The following is a 26,254-nucleotide window of genomic DNA, read 5'->3' as shown; positions in this document are numbered from 1 at the left end:
CATGGAGTGATGGCACCTCCCTAAACAACCCACCACTTTGAAACATTGATTGCTGAACACTGTTTGCTTGCAGATGGATACAAAAGAGTTACTAAAAAAAGTACGCAAAATTGAGATAAAGACCAGGCGTCTTTCCGACCATATTTTTGGTGGGGAATACCATTCTACCTTTAAAGGTAGAGGTATGACCTTTAGTGAAGTACGACAATATCAATTTGGGGATGATGTAAGAAATATTGACTGGAACGTAACTGCCAGATACAACGAACCTTTTGTAAAAGTCTTTGAAGAAGAACGGGAACTCACCATGATGTTAATGGTGGATATTAGTGGTTCAGAACTCTTTGGAACCTCCAATCAGTTCAAAAAAGAGGTCATTACCGAAATATCTGCAACCTTGGCTTTTTCGGCATTACAAAACAATGACAAAGTAGGATTGATTCTGTTTTCCGATGAAGTGGAGTTGTTCATTCCTCCAAAAAAAGGAAAAAGCCATGTCCTGCGAATCATCCGTGAACTTTTGGAATTTACCCCAAACAGTAGTCAAACCAATATTGCGGAGGCATTAAAGTTTTTGACCAATGTAATGAAGAAAAAGGCCATTGTCTTTATGCTCTCCGATTTCATTGCCGATGATTATGACAATACGTTGCGCATTGTGGGCAACAAACATGATGTTACGGGTATTCGAATTTTTGATGAACGCGAAGAATCCATCCCTAATTTGGGAATGGTGCAGATGCAAGATGCAGAAACTGGCGTGTTGCAATTGGTAAATACGCGCTCCAAAAAAGTACGTAATGCCTATGGGCAATTTCATAAGGACAAGGTCGCATACTTTATGGATTCATTTACCAAATCTGGTTGTGGTGTAATCAACTGCCGAGTAGATGAGAGCTATGTGAAAAAATTGTTGGGCTATTTTAAACGCAGAGGGTGATGCAGATTGAAAAGTTACATATCAAACACTTGCTGGTAATAGCATCTATAACATTGCTGATGCTTTTACCCTTTGCCGGGTTTTCTCAGGATGATTCCAAAATCACCTCAACAATTGATACCACTTCCATAAAAATTGGGGAGCAGATACAATATACCATTACCGTTGAAACAGATTCCCTGAACGTTGTCCATTTTCCGGAAGGGCAAACTTTTTCTCCCTTGGAAACCGTAGAGGCCATTATGCAGGACACGGTCAAAAACGATAATAAAGTCATTCTTCAACGTGTTTATGCCCTTACACAATTTGATAGCGGAGCATACACTATACCTGCTCAACGGATAGCAATCAATGAACAACCTTTTTTCACTGATTCGTTCCGCATACAAGTTGCCGATGTAGTAGTGGATACCACCAAACAGAAAATGTTCGATATAAAGCCCCTCATCGAAGTTGAAAAAAGCAATGCCAAAATTTGGAAAGCTATCCTATGGATACTTCTTGCTCTTTTGATCATTGGCGGGTTGGTATATTGGTTCTTCCTAAGAAAAAAACCGCTTACCGAAGAGGAAAAAGAAGCTTTGCTCCCTCCCTATGACAGAGCCTTATTGGAGCTTAAAAAATTGGAAAACTCCAAATATCTCATCCATGATGAGTATAAAAAATACTATTCAGAGCTCACGGATATTGTCCGTTCTTATTTAGAGGAAGATGTTAATGTTTCTGCCTTGGAAAGCACCACTGGACAATTGATCACAAAATTGGAAATGCTCAAAGATTCTGGAGAACTCAACCTGGATGATGATACCATAATCCAGTTCCAGAAAATATTGCAGACAGCAGATTTGGTCAAATTCGCCAAATCAAAACCTCCAACTTCCATTGCAGAGCAAGATCGCAAAGCCGTGGAACAAATTGTGGTTAAAACACATGATGCCCTGCCGGAACCCACTGAAGAAGAGTTGTTGCAAAATGCAGAGTATTTGGAAGAACTCGCCAAGAAAAAGCAACGTAAAAAAATCTACTGGGCTGCTGCCATTTTTGTTGGCGTCCTGCTTTTAGGAGGCGCGTTCTCTGTGGCTTATTTTGGATTTAAAGAAGTCAAGGATACCGTTTTTGGTCATCCCACAAAAGAATTATTGGAAGGCGAATGGGTAGCCAGTTCTTATGGATTTCCGCCAATAGATATTGAAACACCGGATGTACTCCTCCGCCAAAAAGTAGAACTCCCCCAACAGATACTGGACAGTATTCAGGATATACAAACTTTTGCTTATGGCAGTTACCTTCAGAATTTCTCTGTGAGCAGCACCTCAGTAACTTTCAAAAACCAGGGAGATCCTGATTTTGAAGGAGCCATTGGTTCCGCCCTAGGTATTTTTGAACAGGTGGGTGTAAGGAACATCATTACCAAACAAGAGGAATTTACCACCCAATCTGGTGTCAATGGGCTCAAAGTGTATGGCTCAGGTAATTTTAAGAATCCTCTAACTGAAAAGTCAAAAAAATTAAAGTATAATATTCTAATGTTCGGCGGCAAGGGGTTCATACAGCAAATTGCCATTACCTGGGAAGATGGCGATGATTATGCAGAACAGATCGTGAACCGAATATTGAACACTTTGGACGTAAAAACGAAGACATAAATGTTTGAGAATATAGAATTTGCAAATCCACAGTTTTTTTGGTTGCTGCTTTTGCTTCCGTTGGCTTTGCTATGGTATTTTTTCAAACGAAAAAATGAAGTGGCATCTTTAAAGATTTCGAGCATAAAAGGATTCTCGGTGAAAAATATTGCTTCGCAACTTAGGCCTGTCCTTTTTGCACTACGTCTTTTGGCTCTTGCGGCCATTATTACAGCATTGGCAAGACCTCAGACGGAAGACATATCAACACGCACCAAAACCACCAAGGGAATTGATATTGTAATGGCCATTGATGTTTCGTCGAGTATGTTGGCTCGTGATTTAAAACCAAATAGGCTCTCCGCACTTAAAGAGGTGGCCGGGGATTTCATCAAACAACGCCCCAATGACCGTATAGGACTTGTGGGTTATGCTGGCGAAAGCTATACCAAGACTCCAATAACAAGCGATAAATCCATAGTATTGGGAGCGTTGAGGGAGATAACCTATGGCGAGCTGGAAGATGGCACCGCCATTGGGATGGGGTTGGCAACCGCCGTAAATAGATTAAAAGAAAGCAAAGCCATAAGCAAAGTCATTATTCTTTTAACAGATGGGGTTAACAACTCGGGGTTTATAGAACCTAAGACCGCTGCAGATTTAGCAGTGGAATTTGGCATAAAAGCCTATACCATTGGACTTGGCACCAATGGGAATGCACTTACCCCTATTACTTACAATCCTGATGGGTCGTTTAGGTATGGAATGCGTGAGGTAAAAATTGATGAAAAGCTGTTGAAAGAAATTGCAGAGGTGACGGGCGGAGAATATTTCCGGGCTACGGATAATGAGAAATTGGAGGAGATCTATGATGAGATCAATAAATTGGAAAAGACCGAGATAGAAGAATTCAAATATTATAAATACGAAGAAAAGTTTAGACCCTTGATATTATTGGCAGGAGCCTTATTATTGATCGAATGGGTGTTGCGAAACTCAATTTTTAAAAGTTTTATTTAGAGAAGAATGATTCAACTTGATGAAAAAATGTATTTCTACCTATTGGCCATCATCCCGGTTATGGTCATGGCTTTTTTCTTTCTTCAAGTTTGGAAAAAAAGGACCCAACGCCAGTTTGCGGAGACCAAGCTTTTAAAAAGATTGGCGCCTAATAGGTCTAGTTTCAAATCAGCTTTAAAATTAATTTTCCTTTTAATAGGATTGGCCTTTTTGATTATTGGTCTGGTCAACCCAAAAATTGGAACCAAACTGGAAACCGTAAAACGAGAGGGAGTGGACATTGTTTTTGCAGTGGATGTTTCCAAAAGTATGTTGGCAGAGGATATTGCTCCAAACCGATTGGAAAAGTCCAAAAGATTGGTTTCGGAAATCATTAACCAACTGGCCAGTGACCGAATTGGTATTATTGCCTATGCCGGCCAGGCATATCCACAATTGCCCATCACCACTGACTATGGAGCTGCCAAAATGTTCCTGCAGGGAATGAACACCAATATGCTTTCCTCACAAGGAACAGCCATTAATGCGGCAATAGATTTGGCAAGTACTTATTATGACGATGATGACCAAACCAATAGGGTCTTGTTCATAATTTCGGATGGAGAGGATCATTCAGAACAATCAACCATCGGCGCTGTGGAAAATGCCGTGCAAAATGGCATACGCATCTTTACCATTGGGGTGGGAAAACCTAAGGGAGCTCCCATTCCCATCAAAAGAAATGGTGTTGTCCAAAGTTTGAAAAAGGACAACCAAGGCGAGGTTGTCATCACAAAATTGAATGAGACGGTTCTTTCAGAAATCGCCAGTGAGGGCAATGGGGAATATATTGAAGGCTCCAATACGGAAAATGCGGTAGAATACATAAAAGAGCAGCTGAACCAGATGGACAAAAAGGAATTTGAGGCCAAACAGTTTGCTGAATATAAGGACCAATTTCAGTGGTTTCTGGGCTTAGGCCTTTTATTTCTATTTTTGGATATTTTCGTTTTGGACAGAAAAACGAAGTGGTTGAAAAAACTAAATCTTTTTAATGAACATGACGATGTATAAGATAAGATGTGTGTTTGGTCTATTGCTGTTTATCGGTTTAGCTGGTCAAGCACAGGAAGACAAAGTAATCAAAGACGCTGAAAAAGCCCTTCAAGCCTCTACAAACCTTACTTGGGAGGCCAATAAGGAACTTACCACAAATGACTTTACCACAGCAGAATCCAACTATAGAAGGGCCATTTCAAAAAGTGGTGAAAATACAGTGGCCCCATTCAATTTAGGTACGGCCTATTATAACAGGGAAAGTTATGGTGAAGCTTTTGGTCGATTTAAGCAAGCGGGTGAGAAAACCACTGAAAAACCCAAAAAACATAAGGCATTCCATAATATGGGCAATGTTTTTATGAAGAACAAAGAGTATCAAAAAGCTGTTGAAGCATATAAGGAAGCTTTACGTAACAATCCAACTGATGAAGAAACCCGTTATAATTTAGCATTGGCCAAAAAGATGTTGGAAAAACAACAGGACGAGCAGAAAAACGATCAGAACCAAGACAACAAGGACAAACAGGATCAGGAAGATCAAAAGGATCAAAATAAGGATCAGAACGACGAAGGAGACCAGAACAAGGAAAATGAAGGAGAGCAAAATGAAGATGAGAACAAGGATAAGGGAGATGAAGGTGATAATGGAGAAAATAAGCCTGAGGAGAACACCGAAGGAGATGGTGACAAAAAGAAAGAACAAGAGAAAAAACCTAGTGAAGGAGATCAACCCGAAGAACAAAAACAACAACCTAGACCCAACCAGCTTTCCAAACAGCAGATTCAAAATTTGCTAGAGGCCATGCAAAATGAAGAAAAGAAAGTACAAGAGAAAATGGAAGCAAAAAAGGTAAAAGGCAAAAAGATTAAAAACGAGAAAGATTGGTGATGCAAAAGGTTTGGGGTAAATTTTTGTTGTTTTTAAGTGTGTCCTTATTTTTTGGACTCTCTTCCTACGCCCAAGAAAATGAGGTCACTTTCGAGGTAAAGGTCAGCAAGGAAAAATTGGGTATAAATGAACGTCTGCGAGTAGAGTTCACAATGAACAAGGACGGGGACAACTTTAACCCTCCTCCCTTTGAAGGTTTCAAAGTGGTCATGGGACCATCACAATCCATAAGTTCATCATGGGTCAATGGAAAACGAACTTTTTCCAAATCATATATCTATATATTGGTGCCTACGGCAAGAGGCCAGTTTACCATTAAACAAGCTACTATTGAAATAAGTGGAGAAACCTATAAAACCCTCCCAAAAACTATAGAGGTCACCGCTGCGGTAGATAAGCCCAATGATCAAAAAACTGTGGATGATGTTGCAGATGAAAGTCTTCATTTGGTTGCAGAAGTTTCCAAAGGAGGTCCATATTTAAATGAAGCGGTAACTGTTATTTATAAATTATACGTAAGTCCCAACATCAGTGTTACCAATTATCGTCAGTTGGACAATCCCAAGTACCATAATTTTTGGAGCCAAGAAATCCCTGTTACCAAACACACCGCCCAAAATGGAACCTATAAAGGAAAATCATATCGTTACGTAGTCCTAAAAAGGGTGGTACTGTATCCGCAAAAATCCGGAAACCTGGAAATTGAACCCCTTTCTTTGGAAATATTTGTGGACGTTCCAACGAATAGAAGAGATTTCTTTGGAGGTCGTATTTATACGCAGACCAGTAAAACTGTTTCCGCAGGGAGGCGTACCATAAATGTTAAACCATTACCGGAAGCTGGCAAGCCTGCCAATTTTGGGGGAGCCGTAGGAGATTTTGACTTTTCGGTTACAACAAGCAAGAAACAGTTAAATGCTTCAGAATCACTCCAGGCAAAGGTACAGGTTACCGGAAAGGGAAATTTGAAACTCTTTCAATTGCCAGAACCGGAACTCCCCAGCGCCCTGGAAGTTTACGAGCCGGAATATGATGAAAACGTCCGAACCATTAGTTCAGGAATGGAGGGTAAAGTAGCCAACAATTATACCATCGTGCCCTCTTACAGGGGGAAATACCCCATTCCAAGTATTTCCTTTAGTTATTTCAATCCTAAGACTGCCAAGTATGTTACACTAAATTCCGATGAAATCAATATTGAAGTATTGGAAGGACCTCTTGGAGCTTCGGACAACGCGGTAATCCCATCAAGCAGTAAGCAATTTGTGGTGCCCACTGGAAAGCAGTTCCATTTTATAAAACTAAACCCTAATTTAAGTAAGATAGGAGTCAACTATTTCTTTGGTTCAAGCAAATTCTACCTCATGCTTTTTGCGCCTTTATTGTTGATTCCCATAGCAGTTTTCTTTTTTAAGAAGCGAGAGGCCATAGCTAGTGACGTGGTTGGAAATAAGATAAAAAGAGCCAATAAACTTGCTAAAAAATACCTGTCAACGGCAAAAAAGGAATTGGGCAACAAAGAAGCGTTTTATGTGGCTTTGGAGAAAGGTTTACACAATTACTTAAAAGCGAAGCTCAAGATTGAAACTTCAGAGTTCAGCAAGGAAAAAATCACGACTATTTTAACGGATAAAAATGTTGAAGCCTCATATGTCGAAAGCTTTATTAGCCTGTTAACAAGCTGCGAAATGGCTCGTTACAGTCCTTTTTCGGATGTGCAAATGCAAAATGACTATGAAAAAGCAAGTGAAGTAATCTCTAAAATGGACAAGCAGTTATGAGCATTAAAAAACTAAGCACATTTCTTTGTCTTTTTGCGTTCTTTTTTGGGGTGTCGCAGAACAACTCCGTATTTGAACAAGCTACGGAACACTACAATAAAGGCGAATATTCAAAGGCCATTGAAAACTACGAGCAAATTTTAAAAAATGGAGAACACTCTGCGGAGGTATATTTTAATTTGGGTAATTGCCATTACAAGTTAAATGCCATTGGCCCAAGTATCTATTATTATGAAAAAGCCCTCCTTTTAAAACCAAATGACGGTGAAATCTTGAACAATTTAGGATATGCCCAAAACATGAGATTGGATGCCGTGGAAGAAATGCCAAAAACCGAAATTGCACAACTATATGGCAACTTTGTAAATATTCTCTCCTTTGACCAATGGGCCTATTTGGCTGTACTACTGGTTATTTTATTTGTTTTGGCTTACTTGGCCTATTTCTTTTTACGTTTCGCATCCAAAAAACGTATTGCATTCATTGCCAGTATCGTTTTCTTATCGGGAGGAGCCTTAAGTGTTTTATTGGCCTATCTGCAGTACCAGGATTTTAAAAACGATAATCCAGCGATCATCTTTAGCAAGGAGGTAAAAATCAATGCGGAGCCGAACAACAATAGTGAGGTTGTCTTTATGTTGCATGAGGGGACCAAGGTAAATGTTCTGGATCAGCTCAACGATTGGAAAAAAATCAGACTGGCAGATGGGCAAACCGGCTGGCTTCCCAAGAATAATTTAAAATTGTTGAAAGATTTTTAAAGTTTCCTTAACAGAAAAAATATTGTTTCACCTTATTTTTGTCGCAAAGTGCCCAAATGCTTAAAACTATAGCACATCCTCTAATCTGTCTTATGTTGATATTCTCCATATTGACTCCATCCATTATTCCATTATTAGACAAGGATTGTGCGGTTGCTGTTCTTTTGGACACCAATGACGAAGAAAAAAAGGAAAAGGAAGCTGAAAAAAAAATAGGGGAAAAAGATTTGTTCTCTGGACCCTTTTCAATGGACGGTGATTTTTTTCTTCAACTAGCAAATGCCGAAAATACTGAATATCTTTTCCTCCATTCGGATTTTATGGCCGAAATACTACTTCCTCCCCCAGAGAAATTGACTTAAACCCTCATTTTTTTAATCAATTTCTAATCGTCTCCAACCTAAAAACATTGTTGGGGGCAAAACTATTTTATTATTATGTTCAAGCATATTAAAAACGACTTGCCTGCAAGTATCGTTGTATTTTTTGTAGCCTTACCCCTATGTTTAGGAATAGCATTGGCCAGTGGAGCTCCTTTATTTTCAGGTTTAATTGCCGGAATTGTTGGAGGAATCCTTGTAGGCTCCCTAAGTGGGTCTCAAATCGGCGTGAGTGGTCCAGCGGCAGGTTTGGCAGCAATTGTATTGACAGCTATAGGAAGCTTGGGAGGTTTTGAAAACTTCTTGGTTGCTGTTGTTCTCGGTGGCCTGATTCAAATTGTTTTTAGCATTCTAAAAGCAGGGGTCATTGCATATTATTTTCCATCTTCAGTCATCAAGGGAATGCTTACGGGAATCGGGATTATCATTATTCTAAAACAAATCCCTCATTTCTTCGGCTATAATTCCAATTTTTCCTTTTTCCAAACAGATGGCGAAAGTACTGTTAGCGGCATTGTCAATGCTTTCAGCTATATCAGTCCAGGAGCTACTTTAATTGCAGTAATCGCTCTTGCAATCCTTATTTTATGGGATAAGGTTTTGAGCAAAAAATCGAAAATATTTCAGCTGATACAGGGTCCTTTGGTGGCCGTAGTGCTCGGGATATTATATTTTGTGTTCACCAAGGACAGTGCTGCATGGGGAATAAATGAGAAGCTATTGGTAAGTGTTCCTATTCCAGAGAGCATAGAATCTTTGGGCGGTTTATTGAGCTTTCCAAATTTTGCTGTAATAGGTAATTCTGAGGTATGGATTACCGCTTTTACCATTGCCTTGGTAGCGAGTTTGGAAACTCTTTTGTGTGTTGAGGCAACGGATAAGCTAGATCCGCACAAAAGAATTACCCCTACCAACAAGGAGCTTTTTGCCCAAGGAGTAGGCAACAGTGTCTCAGGTCTTTTGGGAGGATTGCCCGTTACACAGGTTATCGTTCGTAGTTCAGCAAATATTCAATCAGGTGGAAGAACAAAAGCATCTGCCATCATACATGGCTTCTTCCTGTTGATTTCTGTCCTTTTGATTCCAAGATTACTCAATATGATTCCTTTGTCTGTGTTGGCATCTATCCTATTGATTGTCGGTTATAAATTGGCCAAGCCTGCTTTGTTCAAAAAAATGTATGATCTAGGTTGGAAACAGTTTATCCCTTTTACGGTTACTGTTTTTGGTATTGTCTTTACCGATTTGTTGATCGGTATCGGACTGGGTCTTATGGTGGGTATTGTTGTGATTTTATTGAAAAGTTACCAAAACTCACATTTCCTTCATATTGAGGACAAAAGCAATGGCAAGCACAAAATAAAAATGACCTTGGCTGAAGAAGTGACCTTTTTTAACAAGGGAGCTATTCTAAAGGAGTTGGACAGTCTTCCGAATGACACTTACTTGGAGTTAAATCTTTTAAACACAAGATTCCTTGATAATGATATCATCGAAATTCTTGAAGATTTTGCATTAAAGGCCAAGCAGCGGAATATAGATATTCAGTTGGTCTCTAAGCGTGGGGTGGAAGAAAACCCTTCAAGCTATATTGAGTTCTTTAGAACTCGTCCAAAATCAAAACTAAGTTTAAGTTAAAACATAAAATCATGGAAACTAAAAATTATAGAATACTGGTACTCTCAGAGTTGAGAAAGACCACAGAAACAATTCTGAAAAATACCGCTAGTTTAGCAAAAATGATTGGTGGTGAAATTGCGCTATTGCATGTAAAACAACCTCTGGGTGTAATAAAGCAAGACAATCAACTATCTGCCGTTAGGTCCATTAACGATACTTATACGTCAACCAAAAACCAAATCAATGCTTTGGTAAATCCAATTACTGAAGAGTATGGGGTAGACATCAGCACCACTTTTAGGGTAGGTAACGTCAAGGAGGAAATCAACAAAAAAATAGAAGAATTCCATCCTGACATTATCGTTTTGGGGCAGCGAAAATCCTCCCCAGTAAAGTTTTTAGGCAACAACATAACAAAACATATTATGTCAACTTTTGATGGTTTGGTTATGATCGCATCCCATGAGCAAGTGATTGGAAACAATAAGGACCTTTCCCTAGGCACTTTAAATGGCTCAAAGAATTTGATGAAAATGGAGCTAATGGAGCAACTGATGAAACAAAGCTCCCAACCCTTAAAATCATTTAAAATCAATCATGGTAAAAGTGAGTCCATTCAAGAAGAACCTTCCAACAAACGTATGGTAGAGTATGTTTTTGAACCACAAGATAATGCCATCAATAATATGTCAACATATCTCACCAGAACAAACGTAGATCTTTTGTTCATGGATTTAGATGACGAGGTCAACGCCAACATCAATGTTAAAAATGTAATTGGTAAATTTAATGTACCTTTTCTCTTGGCTGGAAAACAAAGATCAAAAATTAATAACTCTTTAAACTAAGAACAATATGAATGCACATACCAAAGAAACGCAGGCCGCCATATCTCCCCAAAACGCTCTCGAGCTTTTAAAGGATGGCAACAAACGATTTGTAGAAAAGAATCAAGCGGATAGGGATTTGTTAGAACAGGTTTCACAAACTGCCTCAGGACAGTACCCTTTCGCCACTATACTAAGCTGCATTGACTCCAGAGTTTCGGCCGAATTAATTTTTGACCAAGGGGTTGGCGATATTTTCAGTGCCCGTGTAGCTGGAAATATTGTAAACGAAGATATTCTTGGTAGTATGGAATTTGCCTGTAAATTGGCTGGCACCAAGATCGTTGTTGTCTTAGGCCATACCGCTTGTGGTGCTGTTAAAGGAGCTTGCGATGATGCAAAAATGGGTAACCTAACCGAGTTATTGAGCAAAATAAAGCCCGCTGTAGATGCTGTTCCAGAGCCTGCCGATGCTTCACAACGAAATTCAGGTAATATTGATTTTGTAAATACCGTGGCAGAAAAAAACGTTCAAATGACCATTGACAATATTAGAACCCAAAGTCCTGTGCTCAAAGAAATGGAGAACAATGGAGAAATCTTGATTGTGGGTGGTATGTATGATATTTCCAATGGAAAGGTTAGCTATATGTAAGCTATAAATCATATGAAACTGATGATTAAGGCCAGTGTTTAACATTTCATTGGCCTTTTTTAATTTCCTAAAATTAGTATCTTACCTGTGCTACAATAAATAAACCACAAATAAACCATCACCATGTTCAAACATTTTAGAGGAGATTTATTCGGTGGCATCACCGCAGGTATCGTTGCATTGCCATTGGCCCTTGCTTTTGGGGTAAGTTCAGGATTAGGCCCAAGTGCAGGACTTTATGGAGCAATTTTTATCAGTTTTTTTGCTGCCCTTTTTGGTGGTACAAATACCCAAATATCGGGGCCTACAGCGCCAATGACCGCTGTAAGTATGGTCATCATTGCTGGTATTTTGGCGGTTCATGATGGCGATGTGGGCAAAGCCCTTCCCATTATATTGGCAGTTTTTCTTTTAGCTGGATTAATGCAGATTGGGTTGGGACTCATTGGCCTTGGAAAGTACATCAAATACATTCCATATCCAGTGGTATCTGGGTTTATGACCGCAATTGGCGTCATTATTCTAGTGACCCAGATTCTTCCAGCAGTGGGATATTATCCCAAGGAAGATGCCGAATATGTGAATGAATTCAAAGCCGCGGCCGAAGAAGAAATTTTGGAAAACATCCTCAAGGAAGAAGCCGGAGAAGGAATTTTAGTGCTCGAAGATTTTGAAGAGACCATCCGAAGAGCAGGGAAAATCACTGAGGCGGATATGCAAAAAGAAGCCAAAACTTTGGCTGCCAAGGATGCCTCTGGGGTTTTGGGAACCATAAAAGTACTCCCCAAGGCGCTACAAAACATCAATTGGTTGGAACTAGGTTTAGCTCTGGCCACCATTATTATCATCTACGGCTTTAAACGGATAACCACGGCTGTTCCCAGCACTCTAGTTGCCTTAATTGTCGTTTCTGGTGTGGCTGTAGGATTTGGTCTGGATTATAGGCCCATTGAACAAATCCCAGAAGGCCTCCCGATTCCTCAGCTTGGAATTTTTACAGAATTTAAGTTTTCAGCCCTTACCCCCTATATATTTACAGCTCTTACGCTGTCGCTTTTAGGTGCCATTGATTCGTTGTTGACCTCAGTTGTAGCAGATAACATGACCCAAACCAAGCACAAACCGAACAAAGAACTCGTAGGACAAGGTATTGGTAACAGTATCGCTGCCGTATTCGGAGGAATCCCGGGAGCAGGTGCAACCATTAGAACCGTCGTCAATATCAACTCAGGTGGAAAAACACGTTTGTCGGGTATGATTGCGGGTATACTTTTACTTGTTATTCTTTTGGCACTTGGACCGATAGCTTCCCAAATTCCAGCAGCTGTGCTGGCAGGAATCTTAGTCACAGTGGGCATTGGAGTAATGGACTATAAAGGTCTTAAGGCCATTCCATATTTGCCAAAAGACATGAAGCTTGGTCCATTAAAATTAAGTTCAGAGGTAATCATTATGCTAACTGTTTTAGTCCTTTCCTCTATTTGGAACCTTGTTTATGCTGTAGGTATCGGACTGGTAATCGCATCGTTGATGTTCATGAAAAAAATTGGGGACCTTACCGCTACACGATCCAATGTTAAGCCATTAAAAGAACAACCTTGGGCAGATGAGAAAGGCTTTCCTTCAAAGTTGAAGGAAGAAGTTTTTATCAAACACATTAAAGGTCCTTTGTTCTTTGGTTCAACCAGTGAATTTCAACAATTGGCAGAGCAAATCCCGGACACGGCTTCAACAGTGGTCATAAGATTAGATCGTATGCAATATATGGATCAGTCAGGCTTATATGCCATGGAAGATATTTTGCAAGACTTGAACAAAAAGAATATTAAGGTATTGTTTGTAGGTCTTCTTGACCAACCTAAATACATGATGCAACGTATTGATATTATTCCGGATCTTATACCGAAGGAAAATATTTTTGAGGACTTTCAGCACTGTATGGACTGGATCTTAGCCAATATTGAAGACACCCATGCAAGTTGATTCCTTTTTTTGGCAACAATGTGATGCTTTTTTTCAAGTTTCCAAATGATTCAGGGCCCATTTACTTGGAGACCTTAGAGGGAAGGTTCCCAGTGGAACCCTTCAATACCTATAGTAATTTGGTCTTTGTTGCCCTCCTAATTTATTGGGGAATAAAAATCTACAAGAACCCAAGACAACACCTTTTCCTGTCTTGGGTTCTTCCCATTATTGCCATAAGCTATATTGGTGGTACGGTCTTTCATGCAACCAGGAGCCATGAATTTTGGCTTAGGCTGGATTGGATGCCTATCATGCTTTTATGTTTTGCGGTCGTTATCTATTTTATTTTTAAACTGACATCCCATTGGTGGAAGCGTGTTTTACTTATCATTCTCATTTTTAGTGCTTCGTTTCTACTCAGAATCCTTCCCATTCCTATTGCACTCCGTATTTCTTTGGGCTACATAATTACAGCGGCAACCATTCTTTTGCCCCTAGGTTGGTACTTGGCAAAAACCAAATGGCATAACCTTAACCTCGTGCTTTTGGCCTTTTTCATTTTTGGTTGTGCGGTTTATTTTAGAAGTATCGATTTAACCCAAAGCTTTTTGAGTATGGGAACCCATTGGCTGTGGCATCTTTTTGGCGGTATTGCAGTACATTTTCTGATTGCCTACATATTCAAAGACAATTTGCTAAATTTGTCGGCCAATAGCGCCAATAACAATGATTGAGACCATTAAGGAACATTTGGTTGAAGTAGAAAGTTTTACTTCAACTTCAAAAGATGAAATAGAAGCTTTCCGAATCAAGTATTTAGGAAAAAAAGGGCTGTTGAATACCTTCTTTGCAGAATTCAAAAATGTTCCAAATGAGCAAAAGAAAGAGTTTGGGCAGGTTATCAATCAATTGAAGGGTGCTGCCACGGAAAAGGTAAATTCACTAAAGATCGCTCTTGAGAGCCAGGCAGATTCCAAGGGAAAATTTGGAGATCTTACCCGGCCGGGTGAACCCATAGAAATTGGAACAAGACATCCTATTTCCATTGTGAAAAATCAGATTATCGATATTTTTTCACGAATAGGTTTCAATGTTTCTGAAGGTCCCGAAATTGAAGATGATTGGCACAATTTTACAGCATTGAACTTGCCGGAATATCACCCTGCTCGCGATATGCAGGATACTTTCTTTATCCAGACCGATCCGGATATTTTGCTTCGCACCCATACTTCTTCGGTACAAGTACGCTATATGGAGAACAACAAACCCCCGATCCGTACCATTTCTCCCGGCAGGGTGTACAGGAATGAGGCAATTTCAGCTCGTTCCCATTGTTTTTTCCATCAAGTTGAAGGGTTGTATGTGGACAAGGATGTTTCATTTGCCGATTTGAAGCAGACGCTACAATATTTCACCTCACAGATGTTCGGAAAATCAAAGATCAGACTAAGACCTTCCTATTTTCCGTTTACGGAGCCCAGTGCAGAGGTTGATGTGTACTGGGGATTGGAAACCGAAACCGATTATCGCATGACTAAGGGAACCGGATGGTTAGAGATCATGGGTTGCGGTATGGTTGATCCCAACGTGCTTCAAAATTGTGGTATAGACCCTGATGTATACTCAGGTTTTGCGTTTGGAATGGGTATTGACCGCATTGCGCTGTTATTGCACCAGATATCCGATATTAGATTGTTGAGCGAAAACGATATTAGGTTCTTGGAACAATTTAAAAGTGCACTTTAGCATATTGTTCTATGCAGCCTAGCATAAAATTGCTCGAGGAAAAGAAGTTGGTCGGCATGCATCTTGGTATGAGCCTAGCCAGCAATAGAACCTTTGAACTTTGGAGCAATTTCAGACCTCGAGCACATGAAATTAGAAATAGGGTTTCTGCTGATTTCATCTCCATGCAGCTTTATGATGCTTCCCATTTTATAAACTTTGACCCCTCCAACCAATTTACGAAGTGGGCCGCGGTTGAAGTTTCAAACTGCGATACTATTCCGGAAGAAATGGACTGCTTTACCCTTGAAAGCGGAACCTATGCCGTATTTCACTATAAGGGTTCCAGCGCAGATTCGTCCATTTTCCAATACATTTTTACCCAATGGCTTCCCAATTCGGAATACCAATTGGACCATAGACCGCATTTTGAAGTTTTGGGCAGTAAATACAAAAACAACGACCCTAACTCTGAAGAAGAGATTTGGATTCCAATAAGGAACCGTAAATAAAAACCGTATTTGCTGTTCCGTATCAACAGCAACCACATGCTGTTTTATGGTTATATTTATCTAGTTTATCCCAACCGTTTGATGTTTTTCAATCAGTTAACCCATTAAAATTCACAGTATGGCTGCTAGACTAATCCTGTTTTTGTTTTTGTTCCCTTTTAATATTGCCATCGCTCAAAAGACACATCTTAGAGTTGATCAAAACCGTTTGGAAAACCGAATTTTGGAACTTGCAAAATTTGGGCTTCAAGAAAATGGTGAGACGGAACGGGTTGCTTTTAGCGACGCAGATATTGAAGCTAGAACATGGATTATGAACACTTTGGAGAGTTTTGGTCTAGAAACATCCATTGATTTTGCCGGAAATATTGTTGGGGTTAGAAAAGGTACTGGCAAAACTGCCAAACTTATTTCTTTTGGTTCACACATAGACCGTGTTCCCAATGGTGGCAACTATGATGGATGCGTGGGCTCCATGGCCGCTTTGGAAGTCATCAAGACCTTAAACGAGAACAACATCAAGACCAAACATCCTTTGGAGGTCATTATTTTTTCCAATGAAGAAGGAGGCGTAATGGGTAGCAGGGCCATGTCCGGTCATTTGAGCAAAAAAGCTTTTAAGGTGGTTAACTCAACCGGATTCTCAATGGGTGAAGGTATAATGCGATTGGGTGGAGATACCACTCGAATTGCAGAAGTGCAGCGTAAAAAGAACGCCATGGCGGCATTTCTGGAATTACATATTGAACAGGGTGGAATTCTTGAAAAAGAAAATATCAATATTGGCATTGTTGAAGGTATTGTAGGATTGAAATGGTGGGATGTGGTTTTTACCGGATTTGCCAACCACGCTGGCACCACTCCAATGAATGCCAGACAGGATGCCCTATTGGCGGCGGCCAAATTTACCGTTGCCGTAAACGAAATCACCAACAGTTTTGAAGGAAACCAAGTGGGTACTGTGGGCCGTATTAAAGCTGAGCCGGGAGCGCCCAACGTAATTCCTGGAAAAGTAGTGGCCAGTTTGGAAATTCGTGACCTATCTTCCAAAGTAATCGAAAAAGTATTCCACGCCATTAAAGCCAAAGCAGCTGAAATTTCCGCTGCATCCAATGTATCCATTGAGTTTAAGCCTCTGGATACTACTGCAGACCCTGCCTTAACGGATAAGATCATCCAAAAGGAAATAGAAACTGTAGCCTCAAAATTGGGACTTACTTTTAAATACATGCCCAGTGGAGCAGGACATGATGCACAGGATATGGCCACCATTTGCCCCACAGGAATGATTTTTGTGCCAAGTAAAGGAGGTATCAGTCATTCTCCAAATGAATTTACTTCTGCGGAAGATATGGCCGATGGTGCCAACGTTCTTCTCCAAACCATCTTGGCTTTGGATAAAAAGTTGGATTAAAAAACATCAAATTCAGCTTTTCTTTCCCAAAATTAAATAGGAAGCATTTGAAATTAATGCAATGCTCATCCAATACGTACTCAATATGACCAAGCCAGACAGGTTGAAAGGGGATTTAAATTTGTTGATGGCAATCATGGTATCGGAAAACATAAACAATAAAACCGCCAGCGCTATTAGTAGATAGGCTCTTTGTTTTTGTCTTAAAAAAAGACCCAAGCCTTGCCACGCCATAAAAATGATGACAATAACATAAATCGTCACGGGCAGTTCAAAATCACCTAAGTCGGGTCTCAGCCAAAATAAAATACCTCCTCCTATTGCTAGAAAAATAAGCAGTGAAACCCAATGGAAATGAAATCCTTCCAATTTGATAAAAGCCGATGCAAACAGCAAATGACCTATTAAAAATGACCCTAGACCAAAAACAAAGTAACTGTCCTTAAGTAAAAATATATCTCCCAGTAAACAGAATACCAAAGCTACAATTATGAGGCTCCTGTATTTGGAGAGTGTGCCGCTTTGCACAAAAAACAAAAGTGACAGTATTAAAATTGTGGTCAAGGGTTTAAATACGGAAAACAGAATTTTATCTGCAGCATAGTCAAAATAAATCGCCAAGCATGCAGAAATAAAACTCAATATGTTGATGGCCCTTTGGGTTTTAGAATTTTTCATTACCAATCTTTAAATGGCTTTTTGCTCAATTGGGAATTATAGTATTTTACATCTCCTGTTACTTCTTTTCCCAACCATTTAGGTTTGTCAAACGGTTCATCTTCATGTTGCAGTTCGACCTCGGCAACAACAAGGCCTTTGTTCTCTCCCAAAAATTCATCTACCTCAAAAACATGGTTGCCAAAAAGTACTCTAAATCGGTTCTTTTCCAAAATGACCTCCTCACATAGGTCAATTAAATTGGTGGCTTCCGACACACTGATCTCCGTTTCCCACTCAAATCTAGTAGTGCCCGCCTGGTTACTTTTTCCCTTTACTGTCATAAAGGCCTTGTTTCCCTTAATTCGAACACGGACCGTGCGGTCTGGATGGGTATTCAAGAACCCCTGTACAATTCGCTCTTGCGAATCTGATTCAAATTTATATTCGTCCGATTTTACCAAGAACTTACGTTCAATTTCCAAGTGCTCCATCAAACTAAATATACCCTAAATTTGGGTATGGACTTCGATTTTCCTTTACGAAAAATCATTCATGTAGATATGGATGCGTTTTATGCCTCCGTGGAACAACATGACAACCCAGAGTTAAAGGGAAAACCTGTGGCCGTTGGTGGGGGATCAAAACGGGGAGTGGTATCAGCTGCTAGCTATGAAGCCAGAAAATTTGGGGTCCGTAGTGCCATGGCAGGATACATTGCCCGAAGAAATTGTCCTGATCTGATTTTTGTAAAGCCTCGTTTTGACCGTTATAAAGAAGTATCCCAACAGGTACGTAAAATCTTTTTTGAATATACCGACCTGGTAGAACCCCTTTCGTTAGATGAGGCCTATTTGGATGTTACCGAAAACAAAAAGGGAAATCCATCTGCAACACTTATTGCCAAAGAAATTCGTGAAAAAATATTGGAATCCACAGGCTTGACGGCTTCCGCTGGAATCTCCATAAATAAATTTATTGCCAAAGTCGCCAGTGATTACAATAAGCCCAATGGACAAAAGACAGTGAACCCAGAGGAGGTCATTGAGTTTTTGGAAGATCTCGACATCCGAAAATTTTATGGAGTGGGAAAAGTGACCGCCGAAAAAATGTATAAGCTGGGTATTTTTACCGGTAAAGATCTAAAGCAAAAGCCCATTGAGTTCTTGGACAGCAATTTTGGAAAGAGTGGAAAATACTATTATTATGTGGTTCGGGGAATCCACAATAGTGAAGTTAAGCCACATCGTATCCCAAAATCCGTTGGTGCGGAACGTACTTTTTTTGAGAACTTGAGCAGCGAAATCTTTATGCTGGAAAAGCTGGAGAATATTGCGAACGAACTCGAAAGAAGGCTTAAAAAATCCAAAATTTCGGGAAAAACCATCACGCTAAAAATTAAATACAGTGATTTTACGCTACAGACCCGTAGCAAAACGCTTCCCTATTACATCGCGGACAAGGAACTTATTCTAGAGACCGCCAAAGAGCTGCTCTACCAATCATCTTTGGAAAATTCGGTAAGGTTGCTGGGTATTTCACTGGCCAACCTCAACACTGAAAAGAAAGAGAAAAAGGAAAAAGAGGAATTTGTATCTGTACAGCTTAAATTCGATTTTTAAAAATCTTTATATCAGACACTATATCTTGTTCATGGAAACGGCAACTGTCCAAACAAAAACCGAGGAGATAAAAATACCTATGGTATTGGCCAAAAACGCCTTCTTTTTTTCAATTCCAAACAAATAGGAAGCTATACTACCAGCATATACTCCGGTACCTGGCAACGGAATCATCACAAAGAACATTAAACCAAAGAAACCAAATTTTTCAATTTTCTTGCCCGATCCAGTTTTGGCGCGTTTGGCAACATAAATGGCCGATTTTTTATAGAATCGCCACTTAATCAGGTAGCGATTAATATGCTCTAGAAAAAAAAGCATCAGTGGAAATACCGCAACATTTGCCAGAAAACAAGCAACAAATACCACATAGCTATTAAGACCTTTCATGATACCATAGGGTATCCCCACTTTGGCTTCACCAAAGGGAGACAAGCTCCAAAGTATAGCGGTCAATAAATCTAGCATTGCAATTTTTTTAGTTTGCAAAATTAAGCCAAAACAGCTAGTCCGCTAGTTAAAAAATCATCAACCTCTGTAATTGCACAAAGAATTCACATTTTAGAATAAAATAAGCCAGACAGACCAGTCTTTTTTATCTTTGGCATATGGAAAAAGCCACACTTCGCGAAAAAATCATCACAACTGCTGGCAAGCTGTTCTATTCAAACGGGTACAATTCAACGGGCATCAATGAAATCATCGCCAAAGCAGATATTGCAAAGGCTACCTTATACAGTCATTTTAAGTCCAAAGAAGATATATGCATTGCATATCTAAAACAACGGAATGATGATTTTTTGGAGTCCTTGAAAAGCTATGTTTCCAGAAGAAAAAAGGGAAAAAACCAACTCTTGGCCATTTTCGACCTTTTACAGGATATGTACCGAGAAGAAGATTTTCATGGTTGCTGGGGACTTAAAACATTAGGTGAACTCTCACCAAAACAGAAAAAACTATTGACCGAAATACAAAGACAAAAGAAAGAGTTATTGCTGTATTTAGGTGAGGTTGTGAATGACAATATCTTGAATATTTCCAAAGCGGAGACCGAAAAAATATCCGGAGGGCTTTATCTTTTGTATGATAGTGCCATTACAGAAAGTCATTTGTTTAAAAACGATTGGCCAATTTATATGTCCAGAGGTATTGCCCCATCCCTTTTTGCAAATTCAGAATTGGTATGAATAAAAAAAGCTCCTTGAATCAAGGAGCTTTTTTTGTCGACCATTCTATCCTTATTTTACAATCAAGGTATTGTCTGTTGAAGTTGGATTCAATGGGCAGAAATATACGTACTCCCCTTTTTCCAATTTTGTAGGCTTTGAAGTTTGTGACATTCCCGTTTTAACTGGTTTTGTCACATACGCCGTCTGAATGTGATTTTCGGGCTTGCTAACATCTTTCCCTTTTTTGACCAATACAAAACCAACATCATGACCCACTCCATTATTGGTAATATCAAAAACGTAGGTTCCTTCGGAAACAGTAATCTGTTTTTGTGTGAATTCTCCAGAAGTCTGCTCCAACGCAACAGTTTTTACAGCTGCATCCTTCATCATCTTATCTTGGGCATTTGTGGAAAAAACGGTTCCAACGGCCAATACTAAAATTGCAATTACTTTTTTCATTTTATTCTATTTAAATTATTTAAGGTTATTGTTTATTTATGCTTCAACAGTTTGTAAGGGTTGAGCTACTGGAAAATCAACAGGTATTTCCGTGGTGTTGTTGATATAGTTTGAAATGGTTTTGTCCCCTACCAAAACTATAGTGTCAATCAAATTTTCCTTAGTCCACCCAGCAGCAAAGAAATTGTCTACAACTGTGGCATCCGTAGCTCCTCTATTTTCTGTGATATTTTTGGCCAATTTTGCCAAAGCATCCAGTTTATTATCAAAAGATGCCCTACCAGCTCTTAATTCCAATATTTGGTCTTCTGTAAAACCGTTCATTTTACCAATGGCAGTATGCGCAGACAAACAATACAGACAATCATTGACTTCGCTCACGGCAAGGTTAACTGCTTCTTTCTCTTTTGCCTTCAATGATGTTTTGGCATTGGCAAAGTTTAAATAATTGCCCAATGCATTCTCTGAATATGCATATGTGGCATACAGGTTGGGAACAAAGCCCACAGCTTTTTCCAAATTGTCAAAAATTGCCTGGTTGGCTGTACTTACCTCTTCTCTTTTAGGTACATTAAATGTGCTCATAGTTCTAAAAATTTTATGTGTTGTTATATGGATTAATAATTCTTTACAAATGGTTTTTCTGTATCACAATAAAAATCGTGATGGTGTTTTTGCTCACAATGTGATGCAGGTATGACAGCCTGATTAGCGGATTTCTTTGAAGTCCTAAAAATCTCTATGAGATTAAAAATTGATTTTTCTATTGCTTTCATCTTTACCTTACTTTTAATTACTGAGCAAAGATGTGACGAAAAAGAGGGGAGGTGTTAGCAAGAATTTCCCGATGGCTTGCCCAAATTTCCCTTAGGCATTGGCAAGCAGGTTTTCTCGGTATTCGGAAGGTGTCATCTGGGTCATTTTCTTAAAGAAACGGCTAAAGTGTGCCGGATCGTTGAACCCAAGATCAAAAGCAATTTCTTGGTTTTGCTTATCGGTAAAATGTATGAGGCGTTTGGCTTCCAGTCCTAAACGATCCAAGATAATTTGTTGTGGGGATTTCTGATTGTATATGGAAAACAAATTGGACAGGGTCTTGGGCGACTTGAACAACATTTCCGCGTAATCGCTGACCTTTCTTTTGGTCTTATAATGTATGTCCACCAAATAGTTGAACTTCCTAATTGTATCTATCTGATCGTTTTTCAATGTTTTTACAATAAGCTGTTCCTTGGCCAAACGGGTACTCATGATTATCAATCGCTTAAGAAGCATTTGTAGCATATCCCCCTGAATATTATCGGGAGTTGAAAATTCCTCAACGAAAACTTCAAACCAAAGATTGAATTTTCTGATTTGCTCCTCCGGGATGGAGACAATGGGAAGGTTCTGGGTGCCAAAAAACAAAATTCCATTACATGAAACCTCGCTATCATGGTCAGAGATGCAATAAAACTCCCTATTAAAAAGTATTGCCGAGAGCGGCAGATCAGTTTTGGAAAAAGAGACATTTTGCAGATAAGTAACCGTCACCAACTGATTGGGTTTCAATTCCAGTTCCATATCATCCACATTGATGACTAGCGGTTCATTATTCCTGTTCCACAAAAATTTTATGGTATTGGCGGTTATGGAGAAACGGTCATTATCATTTTTAATATCATCACTAAGTCCTAAAATAGCACCCAACTTTGTATCCTTATATTCGTGTCTCATCTAACTTTTGTTCCTTAAAATTGATTGTTCAGGTTGAATTAATTTAGCAATTAGTCCTTCTATGTTGTTTATACTTACAAGGGGTTTAGAGCCTCTTTCCACCCAATTTCTTAAACAAGACTGTTAATATATTGACCAAATTTTACCTATTCCCGTGTTTTTCATAGTATTGGGTATGGAAAATACCAGGTTTTACGATGAAGCTGTAAGCAATTTCTATAGTGACAAGGAAATAAATGGATCTCCTTTGATTGCTTTGGATATTTATGCACAACACTTTGGTAGAGTATGTAAAAATCTAAATGACCTTAAAAATCTTAATGATTTGGCCAAAAATGAAAAGTGGGAAAGAAGTTTGCCGCTACGCACCGAAATTTTGGACAAAGAACATGTAGTGGTTGTCACCGATACTGACTTGAATATTGTTTACGCCACCCAAAACATGCATCAAATGAATGGGTATATGCCAAATGAGGTTCTGGGCAAAAAGCCCAATATGTTTCAAGGTGAAGCGACTTGTAGAAAAACCACTAAACTTGTTTCGCAAGCAATAAAGGACCTTAAACCTTTTGAGGTAACATTGGTCAATTACCGAAAAAACGGAAGCACTTACAACTGTAAAATTAAAGGAGCTCCGGTTTTTGACATTACCGGAAAGGTTGTCAATTTTATAGCTTTTGAAAAAGAGGTCGCCTAAGCTTAAACTTGTTAAAAGTTGCAGGTTTCTATTTCCGTAACCCGAAGGGTGTTCACCATACCCTTATCTTTAATGGGCATAGCTGCAAGACTGATCAACATATCTCCAACATCCAAGAATCCTTTTTTACATGCAATTTGGTTTACATCATCAATGGTCTCATCTGTTGAAACGTACCTGTCATAATAAAAGGCCTTGACTCCCCACAATAAATTCAATTGTGTCAAAATTCTTTTGTTGGAAGTAAACACAAGAATATGTGCACTGGGCCTCCATGCCGATATCTGAAAAGCCGTATATCCACTGTTGGTAAGTGTAGAGATGGCTTTTGCCTGAATTTCATTGGCCATGGTTGCAGCGTGATAGCAAACAGACTTGGTAATGTATCTTTTGGTACGGATATGTGGCGGTGTTTGTGGCACGCTGATCAAGCTTGAACCTTCCACACTCTCCAAAATGCTGGCCATTTTTTCTATCACTTGCACAGGATAGTTTCCTACGGAGGTTTCCCCTGAAAGCATAACCGCATCGGCACCATCCATTACCGAATTGGCAACATCATTCACCTCTGCCCTGGTTGGTGTTAAACTCGTGATCATGGTTTCCATCATCTGGGTAGCAATAATCACAGGAATTCTTGCCTTTTTGGCACGCAGCACTAATTTCTTTTGAATAAGTGGAACTTCATGAGCAGGAACTTCCACTCCTAAATCTCCTCTGGCCACCATTAGCCCATCGCAATAGGCAACAATCTTATCAATATTTTCAACGGCTTCGGGTTTTTCAATTTTGGCGACTATGGGAATCTTATGCTCCGAGTGTTGATTGACCAAATTCTGCAAATCCATAAGATCTTGGCTATGGCGAACAAAGGAAAGGGCTATCCAGTCTACTTCTTGCCCTATGGCAAATATGGCATCCTTGATATCTTTCTCCGTGAGCGCCGGCAAAGAAATATCCGTATTGGGTAAGTTTACTCCTTTTTTAGATTTTAAAGGACCGCCCTGAATAACTTCGGCCTTCACCTCATCTTTACCATTAGTTGATTTTACCTCGAAAATCAATTTTCCATCATCCAACAAAATACGTTCCCCTGGTTTTACATCCTGTGGAAAGCTTTTGTAGTTCATATAGACCTTCTTGGCACTTCCCTCAAAGGGTTCCCCGGTGGCAAATACAATTTCATCTCCAGGGGCCACCACAGCTTCGCCTCCCATTACACCGACTCTAAGTTTTGGTCCTTGTAAGTCGGCTAGAATAGACGTGTTGACCTCCAATTCTTCATTCAGTTCCCGAATCAATTTAATACGTTCTGCAACATCATCATGTGAAGCATGGGAGAAATTTATTCTAAAAACATCCACCCCTGCTTTCATCATTTTTCTGAGAACTTCTTTCTTACTGGTCGCTGGCCCTAGGGTAGCTACAATTTTTGTCTTCTTTCTGGTTGGCATTGTTAAAAGATTAGGTTTCTTTTTGATTTCAAGGTTTGTACATCTATTGGATAAGCGGTAATAACCTTCGGTATCTTATTAATGGATTTTATTTGTTGTTCCAAGGTGATCTCGTCTCCGGCATCAACTTTCAAAAAATAATCCACCTCCTTTTGCTCTTTGATCAGATAGTCTGTCCTAAAAGAGGTGTTTTTTTCAAAAAGACCATCAGAAGGAATATCCACTTGAATCGCACATTTATTAGAAATAAGGGTCCAATAGGTATCGTTCATCTCATCATCCCACTCAAATACGGAAAAAGAAAGGTTTTGATTAAATAACAAATCCTTTTCCAGCCTTTTTAAATACAGTCCGCAATTGGAATTTATGGCATAACCTATGGCATAATCTTCCAAATCGCTGTGTATTGCGATGAGTTGAAAGTCGTCATCATAGAAGTCAGCTGATATCTTATGTGTCGTAGACATGATCCAAAAGCGAACTGCAAATATACTCTTAATACCTTAGCCAGCCTAGCCCAAATAGGACAATGGCCCTTGAAACACTACGAAAACGTTTGAGTTTACCTCTATTTAAAGTCACTCATTTTCTATTCTGCTCTGTAAAGCAAAATATGCTCTTCTTGAGGCTTTTTCTTCAGCTTTCTTTTTGGAGGTGGCCCTTGCTTTTGCCATAATTTTATCTCCAATGGTAAGTTTTACCGCGAAGTGCTTTAATTCATCATTGCCGGTATCTTCGTAAACTTCATAGTTAAAAGTCTTTTTCTGCTTTTGGCACCATTCTATTACCAAACTTTTATAGCTGATGACTTTTCCTTCTAACTGTTCAATGTCCACATAAGGCCTTATCACCTTTTCGTTGATGAATTTTTCGCAATAGGCATAGCCTCTATCCAAATAAATGGCCCCTACCAATGCTTCAAACACATTGCCATGAATGTTCTCTCCAAAGTGCGATTTAGGGATTCTGCTCTCCACATAGCGCAAAAGCTCCAAGTCCTTGCCCAATTCATTCAAATGTTTTCTGCTCACAATTTTGGAGCGCATTTTAGTAAGGTATCCTTCATCCCCTTCGGGGACTTCATTGTAAAGGTGTTTTGAAATTATAGTGCCGAGCATGGCATCTCCCAAAAACTCCAACCGTTCATAGTTCATGGGGTTGCCATCTGCATCCCTTTTGTTTACGGAGCGGTGAAGGAATGCCTTTTTGTATATATCCAAACCTTTAGGTTTGAATCCAAGAATTGCTTTGACGCCCAAAAAAAAATCCCCATCCGATTTTGGATGGGAATTGAATATTTTTGAGGTTAGTTTCATCTTTTACAA

Annotated in this window: 28 protein-coding genes; 19 read left to right on the top strand and 9 right to left on the bottom strand. The window is 39.5% G+C overall.

Annotation, left to right across the window (positions count from 1 at the left end):
* Positions 1 to 73: 73 nt before the first annotated feature.
* The 16 genes from ACOQO1_RS15080 (at position 74) to ACOQO1_RS15005 (ending at position 17,152) form a co-directional block, all read left to right on the top strand.
* Positions 74 to 940: a DUF58 domain-containing protein gene (locus tag ACOQO1_RS15080; protein WP_420603709.1), complete on the top strand. Its 867-nt coding sequence runs from the start codon at positions 74 to 76 to the stop codon at positions 938 to 940.
* A complete protein-coding gene (locus tag ACOQO1_RS15075; RefSeq protein WP_420603708.1) occupies positions 940 to 2,586 on the top strand; it encodes a BatD family protein in 1,647 nt (548 codons plus the stop codon). Before ACOQO1_RS15080 ends, ACOQO1_RS15075 begins: the two co-directional genes overlap by 1 nt.
* Positions 2,587 to 3,585, top strand: coding sequence for a vWA domain-containing protein (locus tag ACOQO1_RS15070; RefSeq protein ID WP_420603707.1), 999 nt, complete (start codon positions 2,587 to 2,589; stop codon positions 3,583 to 3,585).
* A 6-nt stretch (positions 3,586 to 3,591) separates the two neighbouring features.
* On the top strand, positions 3,592 to 4,638 hold the full coding sequence (locus ACOQO1_RS15065) for a VWA domain-containing protein (RefSeq protein WP_420603706.1): 1,047 nt from the start codon (positions 3,592 to 3,594) through the stop codon (positions 4,636 to 4,638).
* Positions 4,631 to 5,512 carry a tetratricopeptide repeat protein gene (locus tag ACOQO1_RS15060; protein WP_420603705.1) on the top strand — a complete coding sequence of 294 codons (882 nt, stop codon included), beginning with the start codon at positions 4,631 to 4,633 and terminating at the stop codon, positions 5,510 to 5,512. The genes ACOQO1_RS15065 and ACOQO1_RS15060 overlap by 8 nt, the downstream gene beginning before the upstream one ends.
* Positions 5,512 to 7,293 (top strand): BatD family protein, encoded by a 1,782-nt coding sequence (locus ACOQO1_RS15055; RefSeq protein ID WP_420603704.1) that lies wholly within the window; start codon positions 5,512 to 5,514, stop codon positions 7,291 to 7,293. Before ACOQO1_RS15060 ends, ACOQO1_RS15055 begins: the two co-directional genes overlap by 1 nt.
* Positions 7,290 to 8,054, top strand: a complete 765-nt coding sequence (locus ACOQO1_RS15050; RefSeq protein WP_420603703.1) for a tetratricopeptide repeat protein — start codon at positions 7,290 to 7,292, stop codon at positions 8,052 to 8,054. The genes ACOQO1_RS15055 and ACOQO1_RS15050 overlap by 4 nt, the downstream gene beginning before the upstream one ends.
* A 56-nt stretch (positions 8,055 to 8,110) precedes the next feature.
* Entirely contained in the window at positions 8,111 to 8,416 is a 306-nt protein-coding gene (locus tag ACOQO1_RS15045; protein ID WP_420603702.1) for a hypothetical protein, read from the top strand.
* Between the two features lie 75 nt (positions 8,417 to 8,491).
* Positions 8,492 to 10,072 carry a SulP family inorganic anion transporter gene (locus ACOQO1_RS15040; protein ID WP_420603701.1) on the top strand — a complete coding sequence of 527 codons (1,581 nt, stop codon included), beginning with the start codon at positions 8,492 to 8,494 and terminating at the stop codon, positions 10,070 to 10,072.
* Between the two features lie 11 nt (positions 10,073 to 10,083).
* Positions 10,084 to 10,902 carry a universal stress protein gene (locus tag ACOQO1_RS15035; protein WP_420603700.1) on the top strand — a complete coding sequence of 273 codons (819 nt, stop codon included), beginning with the start codon at positions 10,084 to 10,086 and terminating at the stop codon, positions 10,900 to 10,902.
* 7 nt (positions 10,903 to 10,909) lie between these two features.
* On the top strand, positions 10,910 to 11,536 hold the full coding sequence (locus ACOQO1_RS15030; RefSeq protein WP_420603699.1) for a carbonic anhydrase family protein: 627 nt from the start codon (positions 10,910 to 10,912) through the stop codon (positions 11,534 to 11,536).
* Between the two features lie 123 nt (positions 11,537 to 11,659).
* Entirely contained in the window at positions 11,660 to 13,519 is a 1,860-nt protein-coding gene (locus ACOQO1_RS15025; RefSeq protein WP_420603698.1) for a SulP family inorganic anion transporter, read from the top strand.
* 23 nt (positions 13,520 to 13,542) lie between these two features.
* Positions 13,543 to 14,235 carry a hypothetical protein gene (locus ACOQO1_RS15020; RefSeq protein WP_420603697.1) on the top strand — a complete coding sequence of 231 codons (693 nt, stop codon included), beginning with the start codon at positions 13,543 to 13,545 and terminating at the stop codon, positions 14,233 to 14,235.
* Complete coding sequence (pheS, locus tag ACOQO1_RS15015; RefSeq protein WP_420603696.1) at positions 14,228 to 15,247, top strand: phenylalanine--tRNA ligase subunit alpha; 1,020 nt, start codon at positions 14,228 to 14,230, stop codon at positions 15,245 to 15,247. Before ACOQO1_RS15020 ends, pheS begins: the two co-directional genes overlap by 8 nt.
* A gap of 11 nt (positions 15,248 to 15,258) precedes the next feature.
* Positions 15,259 to 15,738 carry a GyrI-like domain-containing protein gene (locus ACOQO1_RS15010; RefSeq protein ID WP_420603695.1) on the top strand — a complete coding sequence of 160 codons (480 nt, stop codon included), beginning with the start codon at positions 15,259 to 15,261 and terminating at the stop codon, positions 15,736 to 15,738.
* A 118-nt stretch (positions 15,739 to 15,856) separates the two neighbouring features.
* Positions 15,857 to 17,152, top strand: a complete 1,296-nt coding sequence (locus ACOQO1_RS15005) for a Zn-dependent hydrolase (RefSeq protein ID WP_420603694.1) — start codon at positions 15,857 to 15,859, stop codon at positions 17,150 to 17,152.
* Between the two features lie 12 nt (positions 17,153 to 17,164).
* On the opposite strand, the gene ACOQO1_RS15000 is transcribed toward ACOQO1_RS15005, so the two are convergent.
* A complete protein-coding gene (locus tag ACOQO1_RS15000; RefSeq protein ID WP_420603693.1) occupies positions 17,165 to 17,830 on the bottom strand; it encodes a lysoplasmalogenase in 666 nt (221 codons plus the stop codon).
* Entirely contained in the window at positions 17,830 to 18,303 is a 474-nt protein-coding gene (locus ACOQO1_RS14995) for a CYTH domain-containing protein (protein ID WP_420603692.1), read from the bottom strand. Before ACOQO1_RS14995 ends, ACOQO1_RS15000 begins: the two co-directional genes overlap by 1 nt.
* Before the next feature lie 27 nt (positions 18,304 to 18,330).
* Between ACOQO1_RS14995 and dinB the strand changes: the two genes are divergently transcribed.
* Positions 18,331 to 19,431, top strand: a complete 1,101-nt coding sequence (gene dinB, locus ACOQO1_RS14990) for a DNA polymerase IV (RefSeq protein ID WP_420603691.1) — start codon at positions 18,331 to 18,333, stop codon at positions 19,429 to 19,431.
* A gap of 18 nt (positions 19,432 to 19,449) precedes the next feature.
* Here the strand turns inward: dinB and ACOQO1_RS14985 are convergent, their stop codons facing one another.
* Positions 19,450 to 19,899: a COG2426 family protein gene (locus tag ACOQO1_RS14985; protein WP_420603690.1), complete on the bottom strand. Its 450-nt coding sequence runs from the start codon at positions 19,897 to 19,899 to the stop codon at positions 19,450 to 19,452.
* A gap of 140 nt (positions 19,900 to 20,039) precedes the next feature.
* Here ACOQO1_RS14985 and ACOQO1_RS14980 point away from each other — a divergent pair, with 140 nt between their 5' ends.
* The gene (locus tag ACOQO1_RS14980) at positions 20,040 to 20,618 is read left to right on the top strand and encodes a TetR/AcrR family transcriptional regulator (RefSeq protein WP_420603689.1); all 579 of its coding nucleotides are present in this window, start codon (positions 20,040 to 20,042) and stop codon (positions 20,616 to 20,618) included.
* A 51-nt stretch (positions 20,619 to 20,669) separates the two neighbouring features.
* Here ACOQO1_RS14980 and ACOQO1_RS14975 read toward each other — a convergent pair whose 3' ends face one another.
* The 3 genes from ACOQO1_RS14975 to ACOQO1_RS14965 form a co-directional block, all read right to left on the bottom strand.
* Positions 20,670 to 21,062, bottom strand: coding sequence for a cupredoxin domain-containing protein (locus tag ACOQO1_RS14975; RefSeq protein WP_420603688.1), 393 nt, complete (start codon positions 21,060 to 21,062; stop codon positions 20,670 to 20,672).
* 36 nt (positions 21,063 to 21,098) lie between these two features.
* Positions 21,099 to 21,647: a carboxymuconolactone decarboxylase family protein gene (locus ACOQO1_RS14970; protein ID WP_420603687.1), complete on the bottom strand. Its 549-nt coding sequence runs from the start codon at positions 21,645 to 21,647 to the stop codon at positions 21,099 to 21,101.
* Between the two features lie 282 nt (positions 21,648 to 21,929).
* Positions 21,930 to 22,778: a helix-turn-helix domain-containing protein gene (locus ACOQO1_RS14965; protein ID WP_420603686.1), complete on the bottom strand. Its 849-nt coding sequence runs from the start codon at positions 22,776 to 22,778 to the stop codon at positions 21,930 to 21,932.
* 175 nt (positions 22,779 to 22,953) lie between these two features.
* On the opposite strand from ACOQO1_RS14965, the gene ACOQO1_RS14960 reads away from it, so the two are divergent.
* Positions 22,954 to 23,475 carry a PAS domain-containing protein gene (locus ACOQO1_RS14960; RefSeq protein WP_420603685.1) on the top strand — a complete coding sequence of 174 codons (522 nt, stop codon included), beginning with the start codon at positions 22,954 to 22,956 and terminating at the stop codon, positions 23,473 to 23,475.
* Positions 23,476 to 23,486: 11 nt separating this feature from the next.
* On the opposite strand, the gene pyk is transcribed toward ACOQO1_RS14960, so the two are convergent.
* From pyk to rnc, 3 genes are all read right to left on the bottom strand, one after another.
* Positions 23,487 to 24,929: a pyruvate kinase gene (pyk, locus tag ACOQO1_RS14955; RefSeq protein ID WP_420603684.1), complete on the bottom strand. Its 1,443-nt coding sequence runs from the start codon at positions 24,927 to 24,929 to the stop codon at positions 23,487 to 23,489.
* Between the two features lie 2 nt (positions 24,930 to 24,931).
* Positions 24,932 to 25,396, bottom strand: a complete 465-nt coding sequence (locus ACOQO1_RS14950) for an IPExxxVDY family protein (RefSeq protein ID WP_420603683.1) — start codon at positions 25,394 to 25,396, stop codon at positions 24,932 to 24,934.
* A 111-nt stretch (positions 25,397 to 25,507) separates the two neighbouring features.
* On the bottom strand, positions 25,508 to 26,245 hold the full coding sequence (rnc, locus tag ACOQO1_RS14945; protein ID WP_420603682.1) for a ribonuclease III: 738 nt from the start codon (positions 26,243 to 26,245) through the stop codon (positions 25,508 to 25,510).
* Positions 26,246 to 26,254 lie beyond the last annotated feature (9 nt).

The organism is Flagellimonas sp., from assembly GCF_965222555.1.
In the GTDB taxonomy this organism is placed as follows: domain Bacteria; phylum Bacteroidota; class Bacteroidia; order Flavobacteriales; family Flavobacteriaceae; genus Flagellimonas.
This window is presented reverse-complemented; position numbering and strand designations above follow the sequence as displayed.

Bases quoted from the DNA above. Each gene is read 5' to 3' on its own strand.
- ACOQO1_RS15020 (WP_420603697.1), top strand. From the start codon at position 13,543: ATGCTTTTTTTCAAGTTTCCAAATGATTCAGGGCCCATTTACTTGGAG.
- ACOQO1_RS14960 (WP_420603685.1), top strand. From the start codon at position 22,954: ATGGAAAATACCAGGTTTTACGATGAAGCTGTAAGCAATTTCTATAGT.
- ACOQO1_RS15005 (WP_420603694.1), top strand. From the start codon at position 15,857: ATGGCTGCTAGACTAATCCTGTTTTTGTTTTTGTTCCCTTTTAATATT.
- ACOQO1_RS14965 (WP_420603686.1), bottom strand. From the start codon at position 22,778: ATGAGACACGAATATAAGGATACAAAGTTGGGTGCTATTTTAGGACTT.
- ACOQO1_RS15060 (WP_420603705.1), top strand. From the start codon at position 4,631: ATGTATAAGATAAGATGTGTGTTTGGTCTATTGCTGTTTATCGGTTTA.
- ACOQO1_RS14980 (WP_420603689.1), top strand. From the start codon at position 20,040: ATGGAAAAAGCCACACTTCGCGAAAAAATCATCACAACTGCTGGCAAG.
- ACOQO1_RS14985 (WP_420603690.1), bottom strand. From the start codon at position 19,899: ATGCTAGATTTATTGACCGCTATACTTTGGAGCTTGTCTCCCTTTGGT.
- ACOQO1_RS14970 (WP_420603687.1), bottom strand. From the start codon at position 21,647: ATGAGCACATTTAATGTACCTAAAAGAGAAGAGGTAAGTACAGCCAAC.
- ACOQO1_RS15035 (WP_420603700.1), top strand. From the start codon at position 10,084: ATGGAAACTAAAAATTATAGAATACTGGTACTCTCAGAGTTGAGAAAG.
- pheS (WP_420603696.1), top strand. From the start codon at position 14,228: ATGATTGAGACCATTAAGGAACATTTGGTTGAAGTAGAAAGTTTTACT.
- ACOQO1_RS14950 (WP_420603683.1), bottom strand. From the start codon at position 25,396: ATGTCTACGACACATAAGATATCAGCTGACTTCTATGATGACGACTTT.
- ACOQO1_RS15030 (WP_420603699.1), top strand. From the start codon at position 10,910: ATGAATGCACATACCAAAGAAACGCAGGCCGCCATATCTCCCCAAAAC.
- ACOQO1_RS15000 (WP_420603693.1), bottom strand. From the start codon at position 17,830: ATGAAAAATTCTAAAACCCAAAGGGCCATCAACATATTGAGTTTTATT.
- rnc (WP_420603682.1), bottom strand. From the start codon at position 26,245: ATGAAACTAACCTCAAAAATATTCAATTCCCATCCAAAATCGGATGGG.
- ACOQO1_RS15070 (WP_420603707.1), top strand. From the start codon at position 2,587: ATGTTTGAGAATATAGAATTTGCAAATCCACAGTTTTTTTGGTTGCTG.
- ACOQO1_RS15045 (WP_420603702.1), top strand. From the start codon at position 8,111: ATGCTTAAAACTATAGCACATCCTCTAATCTGTCTTATGTTGATATTC.
- ACOQO1_RS15040 (WP_420603701.1), top strand. From the start codon at position 8,492: ATGTTCAAGCATATTAAAAACGACTTGCCTGCAAGTATCGTTGTATTT.
- ACOQO1_RS15065 (WP_420603706.1), top strand. From the start codon at position 3,592: ATGATTCAACTTGATGAAAAAATGTATTTCTACCTATTGGCCATCATC.
- pyk (WP_420603684.1), bottom strand. From the start codon at position 24,929: ATGCCAACCAGAAAGAAGACAAAAATTGTAGCTACCCTAGGGCCAGCG.
- ACOQO1_RS15075 (WP_420603708.1), top strand. From the start codon at position 940: ATGCAGATTGAAAAGTTACATATCAAACACTTGCTGGTAATAGCATCT.
- dinB (WP_420603691.1), top strand. From the start codon at position 18,331: ATGGACTTCGATTTTCCTTTACGAAAAATCATTCATGTAGATATGGAT.
- ACOQO1_RS14975 (WP_420603688.1), bottom strand. From the start codon at position 21,062: ATGAAAAAAGTAATTGCAATTTTAGTATTGGCCGTTGGAACCGTTTTT.
- ACOQO1_RS15055 (WP_420603704.1), top strand. From the start codon at position 5,512: ATGCAAAAGGTTTGGGGTAAATTTTTGTTGTTTTTAAGTGTGTCCTTA.
- ACOQO1_RS15080 (WP_420603709.1), top strand. From the start codon at position 74: ATGGATACAAAAGAGTTACTAAAAAAAGTACGCAAAATTGAGATAAAG.
- ACOQO1_RS14995 (WP_420603692.1), bottom strand. From the start codon at position 18,303: ATGGAGCACTTGGAAATTGAACGTAAGTTCTTGGTAAAATCGGACGAA.
- ACOQO1_RS15010 (WP_420603695.1), top strand. From the start codon at position 15,259: ATGCAGCCTAGCATAAAATTGCTCGAGGAAAAGAAGTTGGTCGGCATG.
- ACOQO1_RS15050 (WP_420603703.1), top strand. From the start codon at position 7,290: ATGAGCATTAAAAAACTAAGCACATTTCTTTGTCTTTTTGCGTTCTTT.
- ACOQO1_RS15025 (WP_420603698.1), top strand. From the start codon at position 11,660: ATGTTCAAACATTTTAGAGGAGATTTATTCGGTGGCATCACCGCAGGT.